The sequence below is a fragment of the Pseudomonas sp. CFBP 8770 genome (genome assembly GCF_014841705.1).
Lineage (GTDB): Bacteria > Pseudomonadota > Gammaproteobacteria > Pseudomonadales > Pseudomonadaceae > Aquipseudomonas.
In genome coordinates, this window is sequence record NZ_JACYUL010000005.1 from 230540 (window position 1) to 247336 (window position 16797).

Here is a 16797-nt window from a genome sequence, read left to right on the forward strand (position 1 = left end):
AGACTTCCCTTCGTAATCAAGATTGGGAGATCTGAGCAATGACTGAAGGTGTATGCAACACCGTATCCGACCGCCCTACAGGTATCGGTGCGGACGTAGAGCCTGCGACGCCGGCGTGGATGGCCGTCTTCTCGTTGGCAATGGGGGTGTTCGGATTGCTGACCGCCGAGTACCTTCCGGCCAGTTTGCTGACGCTGATGGCTACCGACCTGGGCGTATCCGAAGCGCTGGCTGGCCAGGCAGTAACAGTAACTGCAGTGGTGGCACTGTTCGCTGGCTTGCTGGTGCCAGGTCTGACCCGCAGCATCGACCGGCGCTGGGTATTACTGGGTTTTTCTACCTTGATGGTCGCCTCCAATCTATTGGTCGCCGTGTCCTCCAGCTTCGCGGTGCTGTTGTCGATGCGCATCCTGTTGGGCGTTGCCCTGGGCGGGTTCTGGAGCATGGCAGCGGCGGTAGCGATGCGCCTGGTGCCAACTGCCTTGTTGCCCCGGGCGCTGTCGATCATTTTCAGCGGCATCGCTATCGGCACGGTCGTTGCGGTGCCGCTGGGCAGCTATCTGGGCGGGCTATACGGCTGGCGCAGCGCGTTCTTTGCTGCGGCGGCGGTGGGCATGGTAACCCTGGCTTTCCAGTCGTTCACTTTGCCGCGCCTGGCGCCGCGGCGGCCGGCAAGACTGCGTACCATTTTCGAGGTGTTGCAGCGTCCGGGCATTGCCATGGGGATGTTCGGTTGCGTGCTGGTGCACAGCGGCCACTTCGCGATGTTCACCTATGTTCGGCCGTTCCTTGAAGGCACGACCGGCATCGGCGCTCAAGGGCTGTCGCTGATGCTGCTAGGCTTTGGTGCGGCGAATTTCGTCGGCACGCTGTTGGCCGGCAAACTGCTGGAACGAAACCCGCTGGCCACCCTGGTACTGATGCCCGCACTGGTCGGCGTTGCAGCACTGGCATTGGTGTTGTTGCCGGCCTCGGTGCCGGGGCAGGCGGTACTGCTGGCAATCTGGGGCTTGGCCTTCGGTGGTGTACCGGTAGCGTGGTCGAACTGGGTGGCCAGCGCGGTACCTGATCAGGCGGAAAGCGCCGGAGGCATGGTCGTGGCTTCCGTGCAATCAGCCATCGCCACCGGCGCCGCCGCTGGCGGTGCAATGTTCAGCCTCGGCGGCAGCTCAGGTGTATTCGTGGCGGCGGCTGTGGTGATGCTGCTGGCTGCGTTGCTGATTGCGCTGCGGGTGCGCGTTCCTTCTCGCCGCGGGGTTGGCCAGCGGGAGCCTGCGCTGCACCTGTGACTCTGATCAGTCGTCCAGCAAGTGCAACCGTACTTCCATGGCGTCATGAAGGAGTCTGACGACCTCGATCACGTCGTCGTTTGCCACACGATAGAACACGATATGGCGGGGGCTTTTCACCGCTCCATGAGTTTGTTTGGCCTGCTGACGTGAATAGATGAGGTGATAGCTGCGAAGGCCTGGAGCAAGCTCATCGCGGTCGTGGCTGCCAACGCGATAAGGCGTGCCGGCAATAGCTTGCAGCGCCGCGAGGATCAGCGCCTGGTAACGCTGGCGTGCTTGATCGCCGAACTGCGTCTGGGAGAGCCTGAGGATGTCGACAATGTCGGCGCGCGCCGCGTTGGAAATCCGATACTGCGACATGCTCAGTGTTTCTCGCGCGCGGGGAGGGTTGCCTCCAGGCTCAAGCCCTCGAGGTAGTGATCCAGATCCCCTTCGTTCAACTGGGTGAAGCGCCCGTGCTCAAGGTCCATGATGCCGATCGAAGTCGCCTGACGCAGGGCCTCAATTTTGGCCGTGTCTTCGGCTACGCGCTGTTCCAATAGACGCAAACCTTCTCGCATCACTTCGCTGGCATTCTGATAACGGCCGGACTGCACCAGGTCTTGGATAACCTGTTCCTGGTGAGGGGTGAGCACAACGTTTCGCGTCGCCATGATGAGCTCCAGCTTTCGATAAGAAGTTTCTTCCGCTCATTGGCATATTATGCCATTTTGCTTGCGAACACATGGCTTGAGGTTTGGAACTGACGAGCTGAGGCGTATGGGGTCACCCGTTGCTTCATGCGCACAACCTCAAAAAAGGATGGCGTAGGGGTGTAGTGAATATTCTGGTCAGTGTGGAGTTGGACCTTCACCACCTGAAACGACTTATGGAATCTTGATACCCAATGCATTCAGCGATGCTGTATCCATCAGGCCGTTTATGGTCAGCCCACTGTCCATCTGAAAGGCCATCAATGCACCACGTGTCGCTTTGCCCATCACCCCATCAATGGGGCCTTGGTAATACTGGCGCACCATGAGCGCAGTCTGCACGCGGGTGACCAAGTCGTTTTTCTGCTCATTGGTCGCGCGGCTTTTTGAAGTGCTCGAAGTTATACTATTGGTAGTGTCAGACGACTGATAAACGCTATTGCGGCTTGGGGCGCTGCTGGAAGCACCCGGCGTGCTGTAGCTTCGAGTGCTGGTAGCGGGTGGGCTGTAATAGCGAGGTGCGCTATAGCCACCCGAGCCGCTGTAGTGAGAGCTGTGCGAACTATGGGATCGGTGAGAACTGTGCGAGCGATGTGCCGCATAGATGTTGACGGCGTCTGGCGCATTGAGCGTATCGGCAAACACCGGGGGCTGTAGCTTGTCGTTGGGTTGCCAATCCGCATCGGCGAGCGATAGATGGCCCGCCTGTGCAAGGGTGATACCTGTCATTGGCAGTAGGCTGATCCCACCGATCAGTACTTTCCAGCGGTCGAGCAATTTCACTGTGCACTCCTTGCATAGGCGCTGAAGGCCTCGGTCGATAGTGATTGTACGCCGCGGCTTTGCCAACGGTCGGTGTGGGATTTGAAGAAACCAGAGCAATGTTTGACGGCAGCGCATTGCTGGCAGGTATCGATGAACAGGTTCTTCCAATCCGAGATGCTCTGGCGGGCGAATCGCGAGAGGTGGGCCGGGATCAGGCACAAGGGCAAGTTATAGATTGAAACCGGTACTCCTCGGTTGAACAGGAAATACACGGCCTGGCTCAACGGTTCTTGATAGTCCAGCGGATCAATCCACAATTCTTCGTAGTTCTTCCTGGCCAGGCCGGTACTTTCGATCCCCATCAGCGCAACATGCCGCACGAAGGGCAGGTTCCTGAACACGTAGTGGGCGAGCTCTGGCAAGCGTGGCGTGGTCAGCCGATTGAGCACCACGCGTATCTCGATGATCTGGTTAGCGCGCGCGAGGTTGTAAAGACCTTGCAAGGTTTCGCTGAACGCGCCTTGAGCTTGCACCACATGGTCATGGTCTTCGGCATTGTCGGCGTACAGCGGGATGCCCCAGCTCAGCTGAGGGTGGCCGATGGCAGAAAGCGCTGCAATCCAGCTCGGATCTTGGAACAGACGCCCGTTGCTGAGCACGTGAACAGATTTCTGCGGCAGAACGGCTTTGCACTTGGCCAGGATTTCTAGCAGGCCGGCGCGATAAAGCGTTGGTTCTCCGCCGCTGATTCCCAGATTTTCCTCGCCGGGGTCCATCAGGTCGATCAGCCGTAAGTTCTCGTCGATATGCCAACGGTCATCGATATCTTTGGGCGGCTGCGAGCACATCAAACAGAGGCTGTTGCAACGATCGGTCATGAACAGCAGGTTGCTGTCTGAACCTCGTCGATAGAGCACTCGCACCAACGCGTTACCTGGTGTGATAGCAATGACATCGCCGGGCTGCACGACATCTGCATCTTTGGGGGTGTGCAGGTGTGGCCGCGCGCTGTCGAAGTCGCCGATCATTGGCTCCGGGATCAGGAAACCACCCACTGGTAATGAGAGCAGATGGGGGCTCCGTCGCCGCTCTTCGTTTGGCAGCCAAAGCAGCAAGTCATCGAACTCAGCCATTCCGGCACAAACAGCCAGGCCTTGCGCGATAAACTCATCCAGAGTGATTACTTTGAACAGTTTGGGCTCATTCAGGTGATGAATTTCGAAGTGGGTATCTTTGCGCAGCATCACCATCAGCCCCGGTAACCGGGGAACCGGACATCGTTGTAAGAGCGCCTGTTCAACCAAGACAGCAGTACTCTCTGTACGTTGTCGTCGCTATCGCCAAGCAGGCCGAAAATATGCTTCAACAGCCCCATGTTCTTCTTGCAGAAGCTGCTGAACACTCGGTGGCCGATCGGGTCAGCTTGGCGGGCATAGTGCTCGATGGGGTCAGCACCACAGTACGGGACAAGTGCGCAGTCGGAGCAGCCCGGCAGCGCTTCTGCTACACCACTGGCGAGCAACGCGTTCATAACAGGCGATGAGAGTAACTCCGACAAGGGTTGCTGCACGGTGCCGAGCCTCAACCCGTCTTCACCCATCTCCAGCAACATTCGGGCTTCGTCCGAGGGATAGACGTAACCGTCATAGTTGTAGACGAGCGCCGCAGTGCCTGCGCCAGCAGGGGAACGCAGGTCTACATAGCCGGAGGAGAAGGGTGTCAGGATATTTTTCAGCAACAGGCTCGCATAACTCTCTGACAGGTATACACCCTGTTGGTTGATATCCAGCAAATAGGCCAGTGCCTTCTTGTAGAAAGCCAGGTATCGCTCAATAGGGTAATCAAGTCGATGGGCACTCTTAGTGGCAAACCCATAAGGGCTAAGAGGACGAAGCGAGATGCTGGAGAAGCCTTGGCTTACATACTCATCGATGATCGCTTCAGGTTGTTCGAGGCTTCTTGAAGTCAGCGTGGTCAGCGCGGAAACTGCATCATGGCCAAGGCGCTGACGGACCCATTGGATGCCTTTTACCGTGCGTTCGTAAGAGTCTCGGGATGGGGTAGGGCGGTTGGCATTGTGCAAGAGCGCTGGCCCATCCAGCGAGGTCGAAAACTGGATGCGATTTAGTTCTGCGAAGTCGAGTATTTCCTCTGTCAGGTGGTGCAGCGTGGTGGTAATGACGAACTGGATATCCCGCTGTTCGACCACGTTGCGTTCAACGACCCATTCGACAATCTTGCGGACGCGCTCGAAGGCCAGAAGCGGTTCGCCACCCTGAAACTCCACAGTCAAGGCGAGAGCGTTCGATTCGAACAGTCGATCGACTGCCGCCTGCGCATCCGCTTCTGATAGGTCATGCCCGGATCCTCCCAGAGGCGCGCGCGATACTTGGCAATACTGGCAGGTGTGATTGCAGCGCAATGTAACCACGAATAAGTGCAGTGCAGGGCCCTGGAAGAGGAAGTCCTTGCGGCTGCGATACTGCGCGGCCATTTCCGGGAAGGGGTCGTGGCGGCCCGGTTCGTAAATGAAATGGCGAGCCAGCAGGTCCTTGTAAAAAGGCGTACTTGGTTGCACGTCGAAGTAACTGAGAGCTCGTAACTGCGCGTCATTCACGTGCATATACTCACCGGTATCGGAAGCAAGCAGGATGTCACGGTCATGTCCCGTGTTCATGCGCATGAATCGAAAAGGCAGCAAGCGGTAATGCTTGGCGTCTGTCGCAATCAACGTCATTGGCAATTCCCACATCCAGCGAGCGCGGCTCGGGCCAGGACCTCGCGCAACCCTACTGTTTCGCGGTGAATATGGTCACGTAGGGCGAAGTCGTTTAGATGCTGGAGGATCAGCGAGTGAGCCTGCTCAGGGGAAAACGTTAGCCTTACCTCAGCGGGGTGGGCAGTGAGGCTTATCTGAGTGGCTTCGATACCGATCTGGATCGAGACAATGTCGGCCAGGGAATAAGCGGTGCGTTGCACAACACTGAGCGGGTAGGCTGCGCTATCTAGTTGCAGCGTGACTTGCCATGTCATCGGAAGCGGTCCTTCAAATCCGTTGAGAACATGTGGATTCTGCCGGTTGCCAGGGCGTTATGCCATCATCTTTTTTTACAATCTCCTGCAGTTGTCGAGCATTGCAGATGGTGCACCCGCTATTTTCAAATCATCCGAACCACGGACCCCAGATGTACCTCATGTGGCAATCCACCAGAATTGCAGTGCCATGGTTTGTGGAAAGCAAAATGATCAGATAAACAGCCGACTCGACGACGCCTAGAGACTATCCGGATCCCCAAAAAACATCTGAATCCGCGACCTCAACCACCGCTCCCCAGGGTCGTTATCCTGTGACCCCCGCCAAGCCAGGTGCAGCTCGAACGACGGCGTGTCCAGCGGCAGCGGCTCGGCGCGGACGCCGCCGGCAGCGGTCAGCGAATCGGCGGTGTAGTCGGGCACGGTGGCGACGATGTCGGTACCGGCGAGCAGGGTGCTCAGGCCGTTGAATTGCGGTACCGCCAACACTACGTGCCGTGTGCGGCCGTGCTTCTTCAACTCTTCGTCGATGAAGCCGCTCAGGTCGCCGGCGAACGACACCAGCGCATGGGGGCGGGCGCAGAACTCGTCGAGAGTGAGGTTGCCGGGCTTGGTGTCGGCGCGCAGCAGCATGGGGCGGTTGCGCCGCAGCACCTTGCGCTTGGCGTTGGCCGGCAGGTCATCGGTGTAGCTGACGCCGATGGAGATTTCCCCGGAGGCGAGCAGGGCGGGCATGAGGATGTAGTTGGCGCGACGGATCACCAGCACGATGCCTGGCGCTTCGGCGCGGATGCGCTTGAGCAGCATGGGCAGCAGGGCGAATTCGACGTCGTCGGACAAGCCGATGCGAAAGACCGCGTTGCTGGTGGCCGGGTCGAAGTCGGCGGCGCGGCTGACGGCGGTGGAGATGGAGTCCAGTGCCGGCGACAGCAGGGCGAAGATCTCCATGGCCCGCGCCGACGGTTCCATGCTGCGCCCGGTGCGCACGAACAGCGGGTCGTCGAACAGGCCGCGCAGGCGTGAAAGGGCGGCACTGATGGCCGGCTGGCCGAGAAAGAGCTTCTCGGCGGCGCGGGTGACACTGCGTTCATGCATCAAGGTTTCGAACACGATCAACAGGTTCAGGTCGACGCGACGCAGGTCGTTACGGTTCATCTATGGGCCCGCTGGAACATGAAGAAGAGGTGCAGGCGTGAATCTTAAGGGCAAAGGCTGCTACCCTGCACCGGAAAATTTCGGTTTGGGTCATCCTCGTGCGGCTGCGCAGAGCGGCCGCAGGGTCGAATCAATGGCAAGCATGTCGACTATTAACAGGCGCTGATAGCTTAAGCGTGAATGCCCAGATAAAGTTCATGGCATTAGAGGTTTACAAGGCGAGGTTTGCGATGTCCCGCACGATCCGTTTTCATAAATTTGGTCCGGCGCAGGTCTTGACCTGCGAAGAGCATGCAGTGGCATCGCCCGCTCCGGGCGAAGTTCAGGTACGTGTCGAGGCGATCGGTATCAGCTGGTACGACGTGCTCTGGCGGCAGAACCTGGCGCCCTCGCAAGCACGCCTGCCGGCGGGCCTCGGTCAGGAAATGGCCGGCGTGGTCACGGCGCTGGGCGAAGGGGTCGAGGGTTTCGCGGTGGGCGACAAGGTCGCCAGCTTTCCCGCAGAAAGCCCCAACGAGTACCCGGTCTATGGCGAGATGATCCTGTTGCCGGCCACGGCCCTCACGCGTTATCCCGACATTCTCTCGCCGCTCGAGGCAGCGGTGCACTACACGCCGTTGCTGATCGCCTACTTTGCCTATGCCGAGCTGGCCCGTGCCAAGCCAGGGCAGACGGCGTTGGTAACCGACGCCAGCCACTGCGCCGGACCTTCGTTCGTGCAGTTGGGCAAGGCCCTTGGCCTGAAGGTAGTCGCCGCCACCCGCAATCCGGCGGAGCGCGATTACCTGCTGTCGCTGGGCGCCGAGAAAGTCGTGGTGACCGAGGAACAGGACCTGCTCATGCAGATCGACAAGTTCACCGGCAATCGCGGCGTCGACATGGTTCTGGATGGTTTGGGCGGGCCGCAGATGTCGGTACTCGGCGACGTCCTGGCACCGCGTGGCAGCTTGATCCTGTATGGCCTGCAGGGCGGCAACCAGACACCGTTTCCCGCGTGTGCCGCGTTCCAGAAGAACATCCAGTTCCATGTGCATTGCCTGGGCAACTTTCTGGGCAAGCCGGAACTGGGGATCGTCCAGGATGCCGAGGCCTTGCAGCGCGCGCTGCGTGATATCAACCAGATGACGGCAGACCGCGTGCTGGTGCCGCAAATCGCCAAGGTGTATCCCTTCGACCAGTTCGTCGAGGCGCACAAGGCCATGGACGAATGCCCCTGCGGGGGTCGCATCGCGCTGCAGCTGTAACCGGCCGACACGGCAAGCAAGGCGTTCCTGCGCGGGACGCCTGTTTTCTGAAGCGTCAGTAGCCCGGATTCACGCAGTTTTGTAGGACCTTTCCACTTCTCTTTCAGACTCATCCGATTGCGCCCGGCGCCGGCGTGAGCGCCTCATGGTGCTCGTGCGGATTTGCCGTGCGCCCGCCAATCTGCATTGTCCGTCGCCCGCTTTCTGTATCTTTTAATTGGGAAACGGCTCTTCATAATGCGCGCTTCATGCCCGTCTCCGGGGCTGTGCGAGCACGTTTCGAAGTGTGGCAGTCGTCCGGCGGGTTCTCGGCCAGTACTCGGAAAGCAGCCATGAGCGCAATGCACCAGCAAGCCATGAATCGCGTTTATCAGCAGGTGTTGTCGCGTTTGCTCGGTTCCTTCTCGCCGGCACGGCGAGTGGCGGTACAGCCACTGATCCAGCGCTTGATGACGGCTGCCGGTGGCGCCCAGCGACTGGGTGGCTATCGAGTCGTTTACAGGCTCTGTGGCAGCACGGCCGGCCATGGCGGTCTGGCGTTGCTGCGGGCAGCGCAACTGACCTTGGCTGCCCGTCATCAACCGACATTCTTCATCCGTGCGGCGGTGAGCAGCCAGGCCCTGCTCGACGACGTCCGCAACGGCAACATCCAGCGGGCCTGCAATGCGCTGTTTGTGCACGACGATCCGCGCATCGAACTGCTGACGTTCGCCGACGATGCCCTGCGGCCGTACGAGTATCGCCTTGCAGGCGTCGACGCCCAGCGCTCGAGCTGTCGCAGCGAATTGTTGAATGCTGCCCACGAATTCGCCCCCTCTGGACCCGCCGAGCTGCAGCATCGGGGCTATCGAACGATTGCGCGGGTTTATCAGCGATTGGTGGGCTACTCGGCCGCGGCCGATGCCATCGTGCTCGACCAACCGGTGTTGCAGCGACGCCATTTCGTTGCGTGGGCAATGCGTGAGCGGCGCCGGGCCAGCGCATCGCCCGTGCCTCGCGGACACTGGCAGGGCAGTGGCTGCCTGCAGGGCTTGGGTGCTGGCGTCGTGGGTATGCCCCGCGGCCAGCGCGGCGATCTACCTGCCAGCGCGCGATTGCTGGGTATGCATGATCTGCTCGGTGAACCGTCGGCGTCTGATGACGCCCTGTGGCAGTTTCTGGGCTGCCAGCCGGTGCTCCCACTGTTTGACCGACACGAAATCCAGCATCCGCAACTGGCCTGGTTCGCCTACCTGTACGGACTGCGCAGCCAGTGGCTGCACGGGGGCAGCTTCGAGCAGGGGCTGGAGGCCTTCCGCAACAGTTTCGGCCGCGCGGGTACGAACCCGACCCGGGCGGCACCTCACCTGTCCAGCGCAGGGGTGGAGGTGGCTGCCGAACAGATGCAGACCCGCCTGTCCACGTGGCACGGGATGGACCCGGCGCAGCTGAGTTGTGCGGTGTACGCCCCGTTCAGCGATCGCGGGGCACGCCTGGAGGCGTTTCTGCAGGCGTGCCATCCGGGTATGCAGGTGGCGCTGCCCCATCTGCACAGCGGGCTGCGGGGTTCCAGAGTTTCAGCGCAGGTCTCGCAGTGGCTGGAATCGGTCAGCGGGCTGCCCTTGCCGACCCTGCAAGGGCTCTACCAGCGACCCAGGCTGCCATGAACGGCGCTGCCAGGGACAAGGCCGGCGCGTTCGCCTATCAGGGTGTGTACCGTTACCTGCTGCGGCTGATCGATGGGATCGAACCAGGGCTGCGCGTCAAGCTGCCATCCCTGCGGGCGCTGGGGCGAACCCTGGATGTTTCGGTCTCCACCGTACAGGCCGCCTACGGGCTGCTCGAAGCCGAAGGACGAATCGAGCCGATCGCCAAGTCGGGTTACTACGCACGGGGCTCCACAGCCTTCGGGCCGGCGCTGGTCAGCCCCGATCTGCTCCAGCAGGTACTTGCCGGCGCCTGCCAGTCCAGTGTGGACGTATTCAGTGGTGCAGCACCACCGCCCCGGGCCGATGCCGTGAAAACCCTGCTCAGGTTCGAAGTCGCGCTGGCCCGGCGCCATCCGGCAGGGCTGAGGAGCATCGCCCAGCCCTGCGGTGAACTGGAGCTTCGCCATGCGCTGGCGGCGCGCTACACCCGCTGCCTGGACCACCACTGGTGCGCCGACGATGTCTACATCGGCGGTGACCTGCTCAGTGTGCTGCACATGACCTGGACCGCCATGCAACTGCAAGGCGCAGTGGTGGTGGTATTGGTGCCGTGCGGCTGGCGCATCTTGCGCACCTTGCAGCAGGCCGGGGCGCGAGTGATCGAGCTGGTGCTCGATGAGCGCGGCCGGGTGCCGATGCAGCGCCTGCGCGAAGTGCTTGCCAGGCGCCAGGTACGCCTGATGGTGCTCGGCGCGTCTTTCCATGGCCCCCACGGCACCTGCATCGGTGACGGCGACAAGCGCACGATTGCCAGCCTGCTGGAGCGGCACGGGGTGTGGGTGGCCGAGGACGACACCGAGGGCGACCTGTGCTTTGAGGCGGTACCGCGCTTTCGCGAACTGGTGGCACCGCAGCGCTTGCTGATCTTCGGCTCGCTGCAACCCCTCATGGGTGCCGAGGCGCCTTTTGCCTACCTGCTTTCGCGGCATTGGCCGAGCCGACTGCAGCAGTACTGCCTGCAACGCGTGACCACTGCGCCACCCTTGCGCCACAAGGCGCTCGCTCGGTTCATCAGCGCAGGCGCCTACGACGATCACCTGAACCTGCAACGACAAGCGCTGCAGCAACAGGTGACGGCCTTCGCCACACTTCTGCACACGCGGCTGGACGAGCGATTGCAATTCACCCGTACCGCCGGTGGCGCCTGTGTATGGGCGCGGGCGCGCTATCCGGTAGACATGCGCGGCGTCCACGAGGACCTGCGCAGGCAGCGCCTGCTGATCGCCCCGGGTGACATCTTCAGCCTGCAGGGCCATTGCCATCAACACCTGCGCCTCAATGGCTGCGGGCACTCCGCGGCGCAGTGGGAACGCTGCGCCGCTGCATTGGCGGCGGCCCTGGAAGAGCACGAGGTGTAGTCCGCCATCGGTCCATTTCCGATTGCTTTGGCTTTTTTCTGTATGTATAAACAGTGGCTTTCATGACACTGGTTTGGCGAAAACGTGGCATTTGCAGCGCTCGAAGACCCTTTCTACTACCTGGCCAATTTCCGGCGCGTGCTGGCGTGGCTGGAGCAACGCTACCTGGACGTGCTGGATGCCGAGGAGCTGAGCTTCATCCAGCGCTTCGACGCGCTGCCGCAGCCGTCCCAGGCGCTCTTGGTGCGCATGATCATGCGCAAGGGCGAAATGTTCCGCGCCAGTCGCCTCGAGTACGCCGAGATCGGCTGTCCAGACGCGGCGGCGCGACCGCTGCTGACCAGCGGTTATCTCACCGATCAAGCCCCGCTGACGCTGCAGCAGGTGGGCGAGGTGTTGCTCAAGCCGGAAATCGTCAGCTGTTTCGCGACCCACCTCGCCAAGCCATCGTTGCCCAAGCCGCAACTGCTGCTGGCCCTTGCCGAACACGACTGGCCCGTGCAGCCGTTTCGGAGCTGGTGTCCAGCGTTGGTCGACACGCTCTACTGCCTGACGGTGCAAGCGCTCTGTGACCGTCTTCGGTTGCTGTTCTTCGGCAATCTGCATCAAGGCTGGACCGAGTTCGTGCTGGCCGACCTGGGGGTGTATCGCTACGAGGCAGTGCAGCTGGCGCCCGAGTCACGGGGGCTGACCCATCGCGACGACGTGGCGGCCGGGCTGGCGCTGCATGCGTGCAGCGAAGCGATAGAAGCCGGGCTGCCGTGCGAAGACATTCACCGCCAGTTGCTGGCCGTCACCACCGACAAATCCTGGTTGCAGAGCCGTCGGCAAAAGTTGCTGTTCCGGCTGGGCTATGCCTGCGAACGTCAGCAGGATCTGCAGCAGGCCCTGGTGGTATATCGCAGCTGCGCGTTCGCTCAGGCCCGTGCGCGGATCATTCGCGTGCTCGAGCTGCTTGGTGAATACAGCCAGGCGCTGGAATTGGCCGAACAAGCCAGTCTGGCCCCGCTCAATCCGGCCGAGGCGCAGCAATTGCCGCGCATGCTGCCGCGCCTGCGCCGGCACTTGGGTTTGCCTGCCCAGCCCAAGCGCCAGGCCGGAAAAGTCGCGCGCCTTGATCTGACACTGGTGCTCTGCGAACAGCGCCTGAGCGTCGAGCGGCGGGTGGCCGCGTCGCTGCACAGTGAAGATGCGCCGGTGCACTATGTCGAGAACACCTTGTTCAACGCCTTGTTCGGCCTGCTGTGCTGGAAGGCGATTTTCGCACCGTTGCCCGGGGCGTTTTTCCACCCGTTCCAGAACGGCCCGGCCGACTTGCATCAGCCCGACTTCCGTCAGCGTCGCAGTGCGCTGTTCGACGCGTGCCTGGGCGAGCTCGACGATGGGCGCTACAAGCACACCATCCGCCAGACCTGGCGGGACAAGCAGGGCGTGCAATCGCCGTTCGTGCACTGGGGCATGCTCGACGAAACCCTGCTCGAACTCGCATTGGGCTGTATTCCCGCGCAGCACCTCAAACACTGTTTCGACCGCGTGCTGGAAGACGTCAAGGCCAACCGTACCGGCATGCCCGACCTCGTCCAGTTCTGGCCCGCCGAAGGCCGCTATCTGATGATCGAGGTCAAGGGGCCCGGCGACCGCTTGCAGGACAATCAACTGCGCTGGCTGGAGTTCTGTGCCCGCCATGCGCTGCCCGTGCAGGTCTGCTACGTGGAGTGGGCAGGACAGCCCGCGTGAGCTACACCGTGGCCGTACGGGCCTTGTGCGAGTTCACGGCCAAGGTGGGTGACCTCGACCTGCGCTTCACACCCTCGCCGTCGGCCCAGGAGGGCATGCTCGGCCATCGCCGGGTGACTCAGGGCCGCGAAGCCGACTACCAGAGCGAAGTCACCCTCAGCGGTCAATACCATGAGTTGCAGGTGCGCGGCCGTGCCGATGGCTATGACCCGGCGCTGAACCGCCTGGAAGAGATCAAGACCCACCGCGGTGACCTCGACCTGCAGCCCGACAATCATCGCCAATTGCACTGGGCCCAGGCCAAGGTCTATGCCTGGCTGATGTGTCAACAGTTGCAGCTGACGCGCATGGACGTTGCCCTGGTGTATTTCGATGTCGATTACGACAAGCAGACAGTGTTCAGCCAGCAGTGCCAGGCGCAGGAGCTTGAGGCACATTTCGAACGGCTGTGTTCGCGCTTCCTGCAATGGGCGCGTCAGGAGCTGGCCCGTAGCGCCGAGCGCGATGCGGCGCTGCGGGCACTGACTTTCCCCCATGCAGCCTTTCGCGTCGGTCAGCGCGAGTTGGCGGAAACCGTCTACAAGGCGGTCAGCACCGGGCGCTGCCTGATGGCCCAGGCCACCACCGGTATCGGCAAGACCCTGGCCACGCTGTTTCCATTGCTCAAGGCGATGGTCCCGCAGCAACTGGACAAGATTTTCTTTCTCAGCGCCAAAAGCCCCGGCCGTGCCCTGGCGCTGGAGGCCGTGGCGCAATTGCATCGCCAGCCAGGCCTGCCGCTTCGCACGTTGGAAATGGTCGCGCGGGACAAGGCCTGTGAGCACCCGGACAAAGCCTGTCACGGTGAATCCTGTCCATTGGCCAAGGGCTTCTACGACCGGCTGCCGGCGGCTCGCGAAGACGCCGTGCGCTTGCAGATCCTGGATCAGGCACAGGTGCGCCAGACCGCCCTGGCGCACCGCATCTGCCCGTATTACCTGAGCCAGGAACTGGCCCGTTGGGCGGACGTGGTCATCGGCGACTACAACTATTATTTCGACCTCAATGCCCTGCTGTTCGGTCTGGCTCAAGAGCGGCAGTGGCGTGTGGCAGTGCTGGTCGACGAGTCGCACAATCTGGTCGAGCGGGCGCGCGGCATGTACAGCGCCACCCTCGACCAGCGCACGCTGCAGGCCGTGCGCGCGGCGCCGCCAAGCAAGCTCAAGAGTCCGCTGCAACGTGTGAATCGGGAGTGGAACGCGCTGCACGCCGAGCAATCGGGGCCATACCAGGCGCACGTGCGTCTGCCGGACAAGTTGATCCTGTCGCTGCTGCGCTGCATCAGTCTGATTGGCGACGAGATGAATGCGCAGCCCCAAGGCATCGACCCGCAACTGCTGGACTTCTATTTCCAGGCGTTGCAGTTCACCCGCGTGGCGGAGCTGTTCGATGAACACTATGTATTCGACGTGACTCGCCGCGATGGTTCGGGCAAGCGCGTGCAGTCGCAGCTGTGCCTGCGCAATATCGTCCCGGCGCCCTTGCTGGGGCCGCGCATCGCCGCAGCACGCAGTGCCATTCTGTTTTCGGCCACACTCAGCCCGCGACGCTACTATGCCGACCTGCTTGGGCTGCCCAAGGACCATGCGTGGATCGACGTGCAGTCGCCGTTCAGTGCCGAGCAGTTGGAAGTGCGCATCGTCGACGACATCTCCACGCGCTTCAACCATCGACAAGCGTCGCTGGGGCCCATTGTGGAACTGATTGCCAAGCAGTATCTGGCGCAGCCGGGTAACTACCTGGCGTTCTTCAGCAGTTTCGATTACTTGCAACAGGTCGAGGCACTGTTGGCCGAGCGCTATCCGAACATCGAGCAATGGGCTCAGGCACGCAAGATGGATGAAGGGGCACGGCGTGACTTTCTCGCCCGCTTTACCTCGACCAGCCAGGGCGTCGGTTTTGCGGTGCTTGGCGGTGCGTTTGGCGAGGGCATCGATTTGCCCGGCAAGCGCTTGATCGGTGCCTTCATCGCTACCCTTGGATTGGCCCAGTTCAATCCGGTCAACGAGCAGATCAAGGGACGCATGAATACCCTGTTCGGTTCGGGGTATGACTACACCTACCTGTATCCCGGTTTGTGCAAGGTGGTGCAGGCGGCAGGACGGGTGATCCGTGGTCAGGATGATCGTGGGGTGGTAGTGCTTATTGATGACCGCTTTGCCGAGGCGCGGGTCAAGAGTCTGTTTCCGCGATGGTGGGCGGTTTAGGTTTCGGCTATGCGGGAGCGGGCTCTGCCCGCGAAGAGGTCGCCACGGATACACAAAAAAACCCGCCGAAGCGGGTTTTTTCATGCAGCCGATCTTCAGCCTTTCACAACCACCGAACCCAACTGGAACCCGGCATGCTGCACCAGCTCCAGCAGCGGTTGCGGGTACACGCCCAGGAGGAAGGCGAGGGCGGCGATGGCCAGCAGCATCACGCCACCGGTGCGCTGTTCCCACTTCAGCGGGGCATCGGTGCGACGCAGGTTCTTTTCCATCAGGAACAAGGTCACCATCACCCGCAGGTAGTAGAAGACGCCGATGGCGCTACCGATCACCAGAGCCCCGGTCAGCCACCACAGTTGCGATTCCACGCCTGTGGCGATGATGTAGAACTTGCCGATGAAACCGGCGGTCAGCGGAATGCCTGCCAGCGACAGCATCATCACGGTCAGCACCGCCGTCAGGTACGGACGGCGCCAGAACAGGCCACGGTACTCGTACAGTGCATCGGCGTCGCGGCCGTTGTACGGCGACGACATCAGGGTGATCACGCCGAACGCACCCAGGCTGGTGATCACGTAGGTCACCAGGTAGACGCCGATGGCTTCCAGGGCCAGGCCCTTGCTAGCTACCAGCGCGATCAGCAGGTAACCGAAGTGGGCGATGGATGAATAACCCAGCAGGCGCTTGAGGTTGCTCTGGGTCACCGCCAGCAGGTTGCCGATCAGGATCGATGCCACCGCAATCACCGCCAGCACATCGCTGAGCACACCGCTGCTGGCTGCCGGCGACAGCTGGAACAAGCGCACTACCACGGCAAACACCGCGACCTTGCTGGCAGTGGCCAGGAACGCAGCGACAGGCGCTGGAGCGCCTTCGTACACGTCGGGTGTCCACAGGTGGAAGGGCACCAGCGACAGCTTGAACGCCAGGCCCACCAGCATCATCGCCAGGCCCAGTTGCGCTAGGGCACTTGGCACGCCGGTGGCGGCCAGGGCCAGGCCGATGCCCGAGAAGCTCAGGCTGCCGGCATCGGCGTACAACAGCGCCATGCCGAACAGCAGGAACGCCGAGCCTGCGGCCGACAGCACCATGTATTTGATGCCGCCTTCCAGCGAGCGCTTGTTGAAGAAGGCGTAGGCGATCAGTCCGTACGTGGGTACCGAGAGCAGTTCCAGGCCGATGAACAGGCCGGCCAGGTGCTGCGCGCAGACCAGTACCAGGCCACCCAGCGCGGCCATCAGGATCAGCAGGTAAAGCTCTTCACGGTTGCCGGGATAGCCGGTGGCGCCATCACCGAGGTAGGCGTGCGCCAGGGTCACGCAGGCCAGCGTGGCAACCAGGATCAGCGCCATGTACAGCGCGGCGAAGTTGTCCACCTGCAACAACGGCGTCACGGTCATGGGCGTGAGCTTGAGCACCGGCAGGATCGACAGCAGCGCCAGGTTCAAGCCCGCACACGAGAGCAGGAAGGTTTGCGAATGGTTGCGCCGCCAGGCGATCGCCAGCATCACCGCTACGACGGTGACGGTGGTGATCAGCAGCGGCGCAAGCGCAATAAAGTGTTGAATCGTCAGGTCCATAGCGCTC

Annotated in this window: 14 protein-coding genes; 6 read left to right on the top strand and 8 right to left on the bottom strand. The window is 61.7% G+C overall.

Going from position 1 to position 16797, the window contains the following annotated elements:
* The first annotated feature begins 38 nt into the window (after positions 1–38).
* Positions 39–1289, top strand: a complete 1251-nt coding sequence (locus tag IFT98_RS13210) for an MFS transporter (protein ID WP_192049136.1) — start codon at positions 39–41, stop codon at positions 1287–1289.
* A 6-nt stretch (positions 1290–1295) separates the two neighbouring features.
* Here the strand turns inward: IFT98_RS13210 and IFT98_RS13215 are convergent, their stop codons facing one another.
* The 7 genes from IFT98_RS13215 to IFT98_RS13245 all read right to left on the bottom strand — a co-directional run bounded on the left by IFT98_RS13215 (position 1296) and on the right by IFT98_RS13245 (position 6937).
* Positions 1296–1652, bottom strand: a complete 357-nt coding sequence (locus tag IFT98_RS13215; protein ID WP_192049138.1) for a type II toxin-antitoxin system RelE/ParE family toxin — start codon at positions 1650–1652, stop codon at positions 1296–1298.
* 2 nt (positions 1653–1654) lie between these two features.
* A complete protein-coding gene (locus tag IFT98_RS13220; RefSeq protein ID WP_192049140.1) occupies positions 1655–1945 on the bottom strand; it encodes a type II toxin-antitoxin system ParD family antitoxin in 291 nt (96 codons plus the stop codon).
* Positions 1946–2158: 213 nt separating this feature from the next.
* Positions 2159–2767: a His-Xaa-Ser repeat protein HxsA gene (hxsA, locus tag IFT98_RS13225; RefSeq protein ID WP_192049142.1), complete on the bottom strand. Its 609-nt coding sequence runs from the start codon at positions 2765–2767 to the stop codon at positions 2159–2161.
* Positions 2764–3999, bottom strand: coding sequence for a His-Xaa-Ser system radical SAM maturase HxsC (gene hxsC, locus IFT98_RS13230; protein WP_192049144.1), 1236 nt, complete (start codon positions 3997–3999; stop codon positions 2764–2766). The genes hxsA and hxsC overlap by 4 nt, the downstream gene beginning before the upstream one ends.
* Positions 3999–5486: a His-Xaa-Ser system radical SAM maturase HxsB gene (hxsB, locus tag IFT98_RS13235; protein ID WP_192049145.1), complete on the bottom strand. Its 1488-nt coding sequence runs from the start codon at positions 5484–5486 to the stop codon at positions 3999–4001. Before hxsB ends, hxsC begins: the two co-directional genes overlap by 1 nt.
* A complete protein-coding gene (gene hxsD / locus IFT98_RS13240) occupies positions 5483–5782 on the bottom strand; it encodes a His-Xaa-Ser system protein HxsD (RefSeq protein WP_192049147.1) in 300 nt (99 codons plus the stop codon). The genes hxsB and hxsD overlap by 4 nt, the downstream gene beginning before the upstream one ends.
* A gap of 240 nt (positions 5783–6022) precedes the next feature.
* Positions 6023–6937, bottom strand: coding sequence for a LysR family transcriptional regulator (locus IFT98_RS13245; protein WP_122477722.1), 915 nt, complete (start codon positions 6935–6937; stop codon positions 6023–6025).
* 230 nt (positions 6938–7167) lie between these two features.
* Here IFT98_RS13245 and IFT98_RS13250 point away from each other — a divergent pair, with 230 nt between their 5' ends.
* The 5 genes from IFT98_RS13250 to IFT98_RS13270 all read left to right on the top strand — a co-directional run bounded on the left by IFT98_RS13250 (position 7168) and on the right by IFT98_RS13270 (position 15210).
* Positions 7168–8181: a zinc-dependent alcohol dehydrogenase family protein gene (locus IFT98_RS13250; protein WP_122715562.1), complete on the top strand. Its 1014-nt coding sequence runs from the start codon at positions 7168–7170 to the stop codon at positions 8179–8181.
* Between the two features lie 332 nt (positions 8182–8513).
* Positions 8514–9827 (top strand): hypothetical protein, encoded by a 1314-nt coding sequence (locus IFT98_RS13255; RefSeq protein ID WP_192049149.1) that lies wholly within the window; start codon positions 8514–8516, stop codon positions 9825–9827.
* Positions 9824–11227 (top strand): aminotransferase-like domain-containing protein, encoded by a 1404-nt coding sequence (locus tag IFT98_RS13260; RefSeq protein ID WP_192049151.1) that lies wholly within the window; start codon positions 9824–9826, stop codon positions 11225–11227. Before IFT98_RS13255 ends, IFT98_RS13260 begins: the two co-directional genes overlap by 4 nt.
* Positions 11228–11311: 84 nt before the next feature.
* Positions 11312–12964, top strand: a complete 1653-nt coding sequence (locus tag IFT98_RS13265) for a VRR-NUC domain-containing protein (protein ID WP_192049153.1) — start codon at positions 11312–11314, stop codon at positions 12962–12964.
* Positions 12961–15210 carry an ATP-dependent DNA helicase gene (locus IFT98_RS13270; RefSeq protein ID WP_192049155.1) on the top strand — a complete coding sequence of 750 codons (2250 nt, stop codon included), beginning with the start codon at positions 12961–12963 and terminating at the stop codon, positions 15208–15210. The genes IFT98_RS13265 and IFT98_RS13270 overlap by 4 nt, the downstream gene beginning before the upstream one ends.
* A 95-nt stretch (positions 15211–15305) precedes the next feature.
* Here IFT98_RS13270 and nuoN read toward each other — a convergent pair whose 3' ends face one another.
* A complete protein-coding gene (nuoN, locus tag IFT98_RS13275) occupies positions 15306–16790 on the bottom strand; it encodes an NADH-quinone oxidoreductase subunit NuoN (RefSeq protein ID WP_122477733.1) in 1485 nt (494 codons plus the stop codon).
* Between the last annotated feature and the right edge of the window lie 7 nt (positions 16791–16797).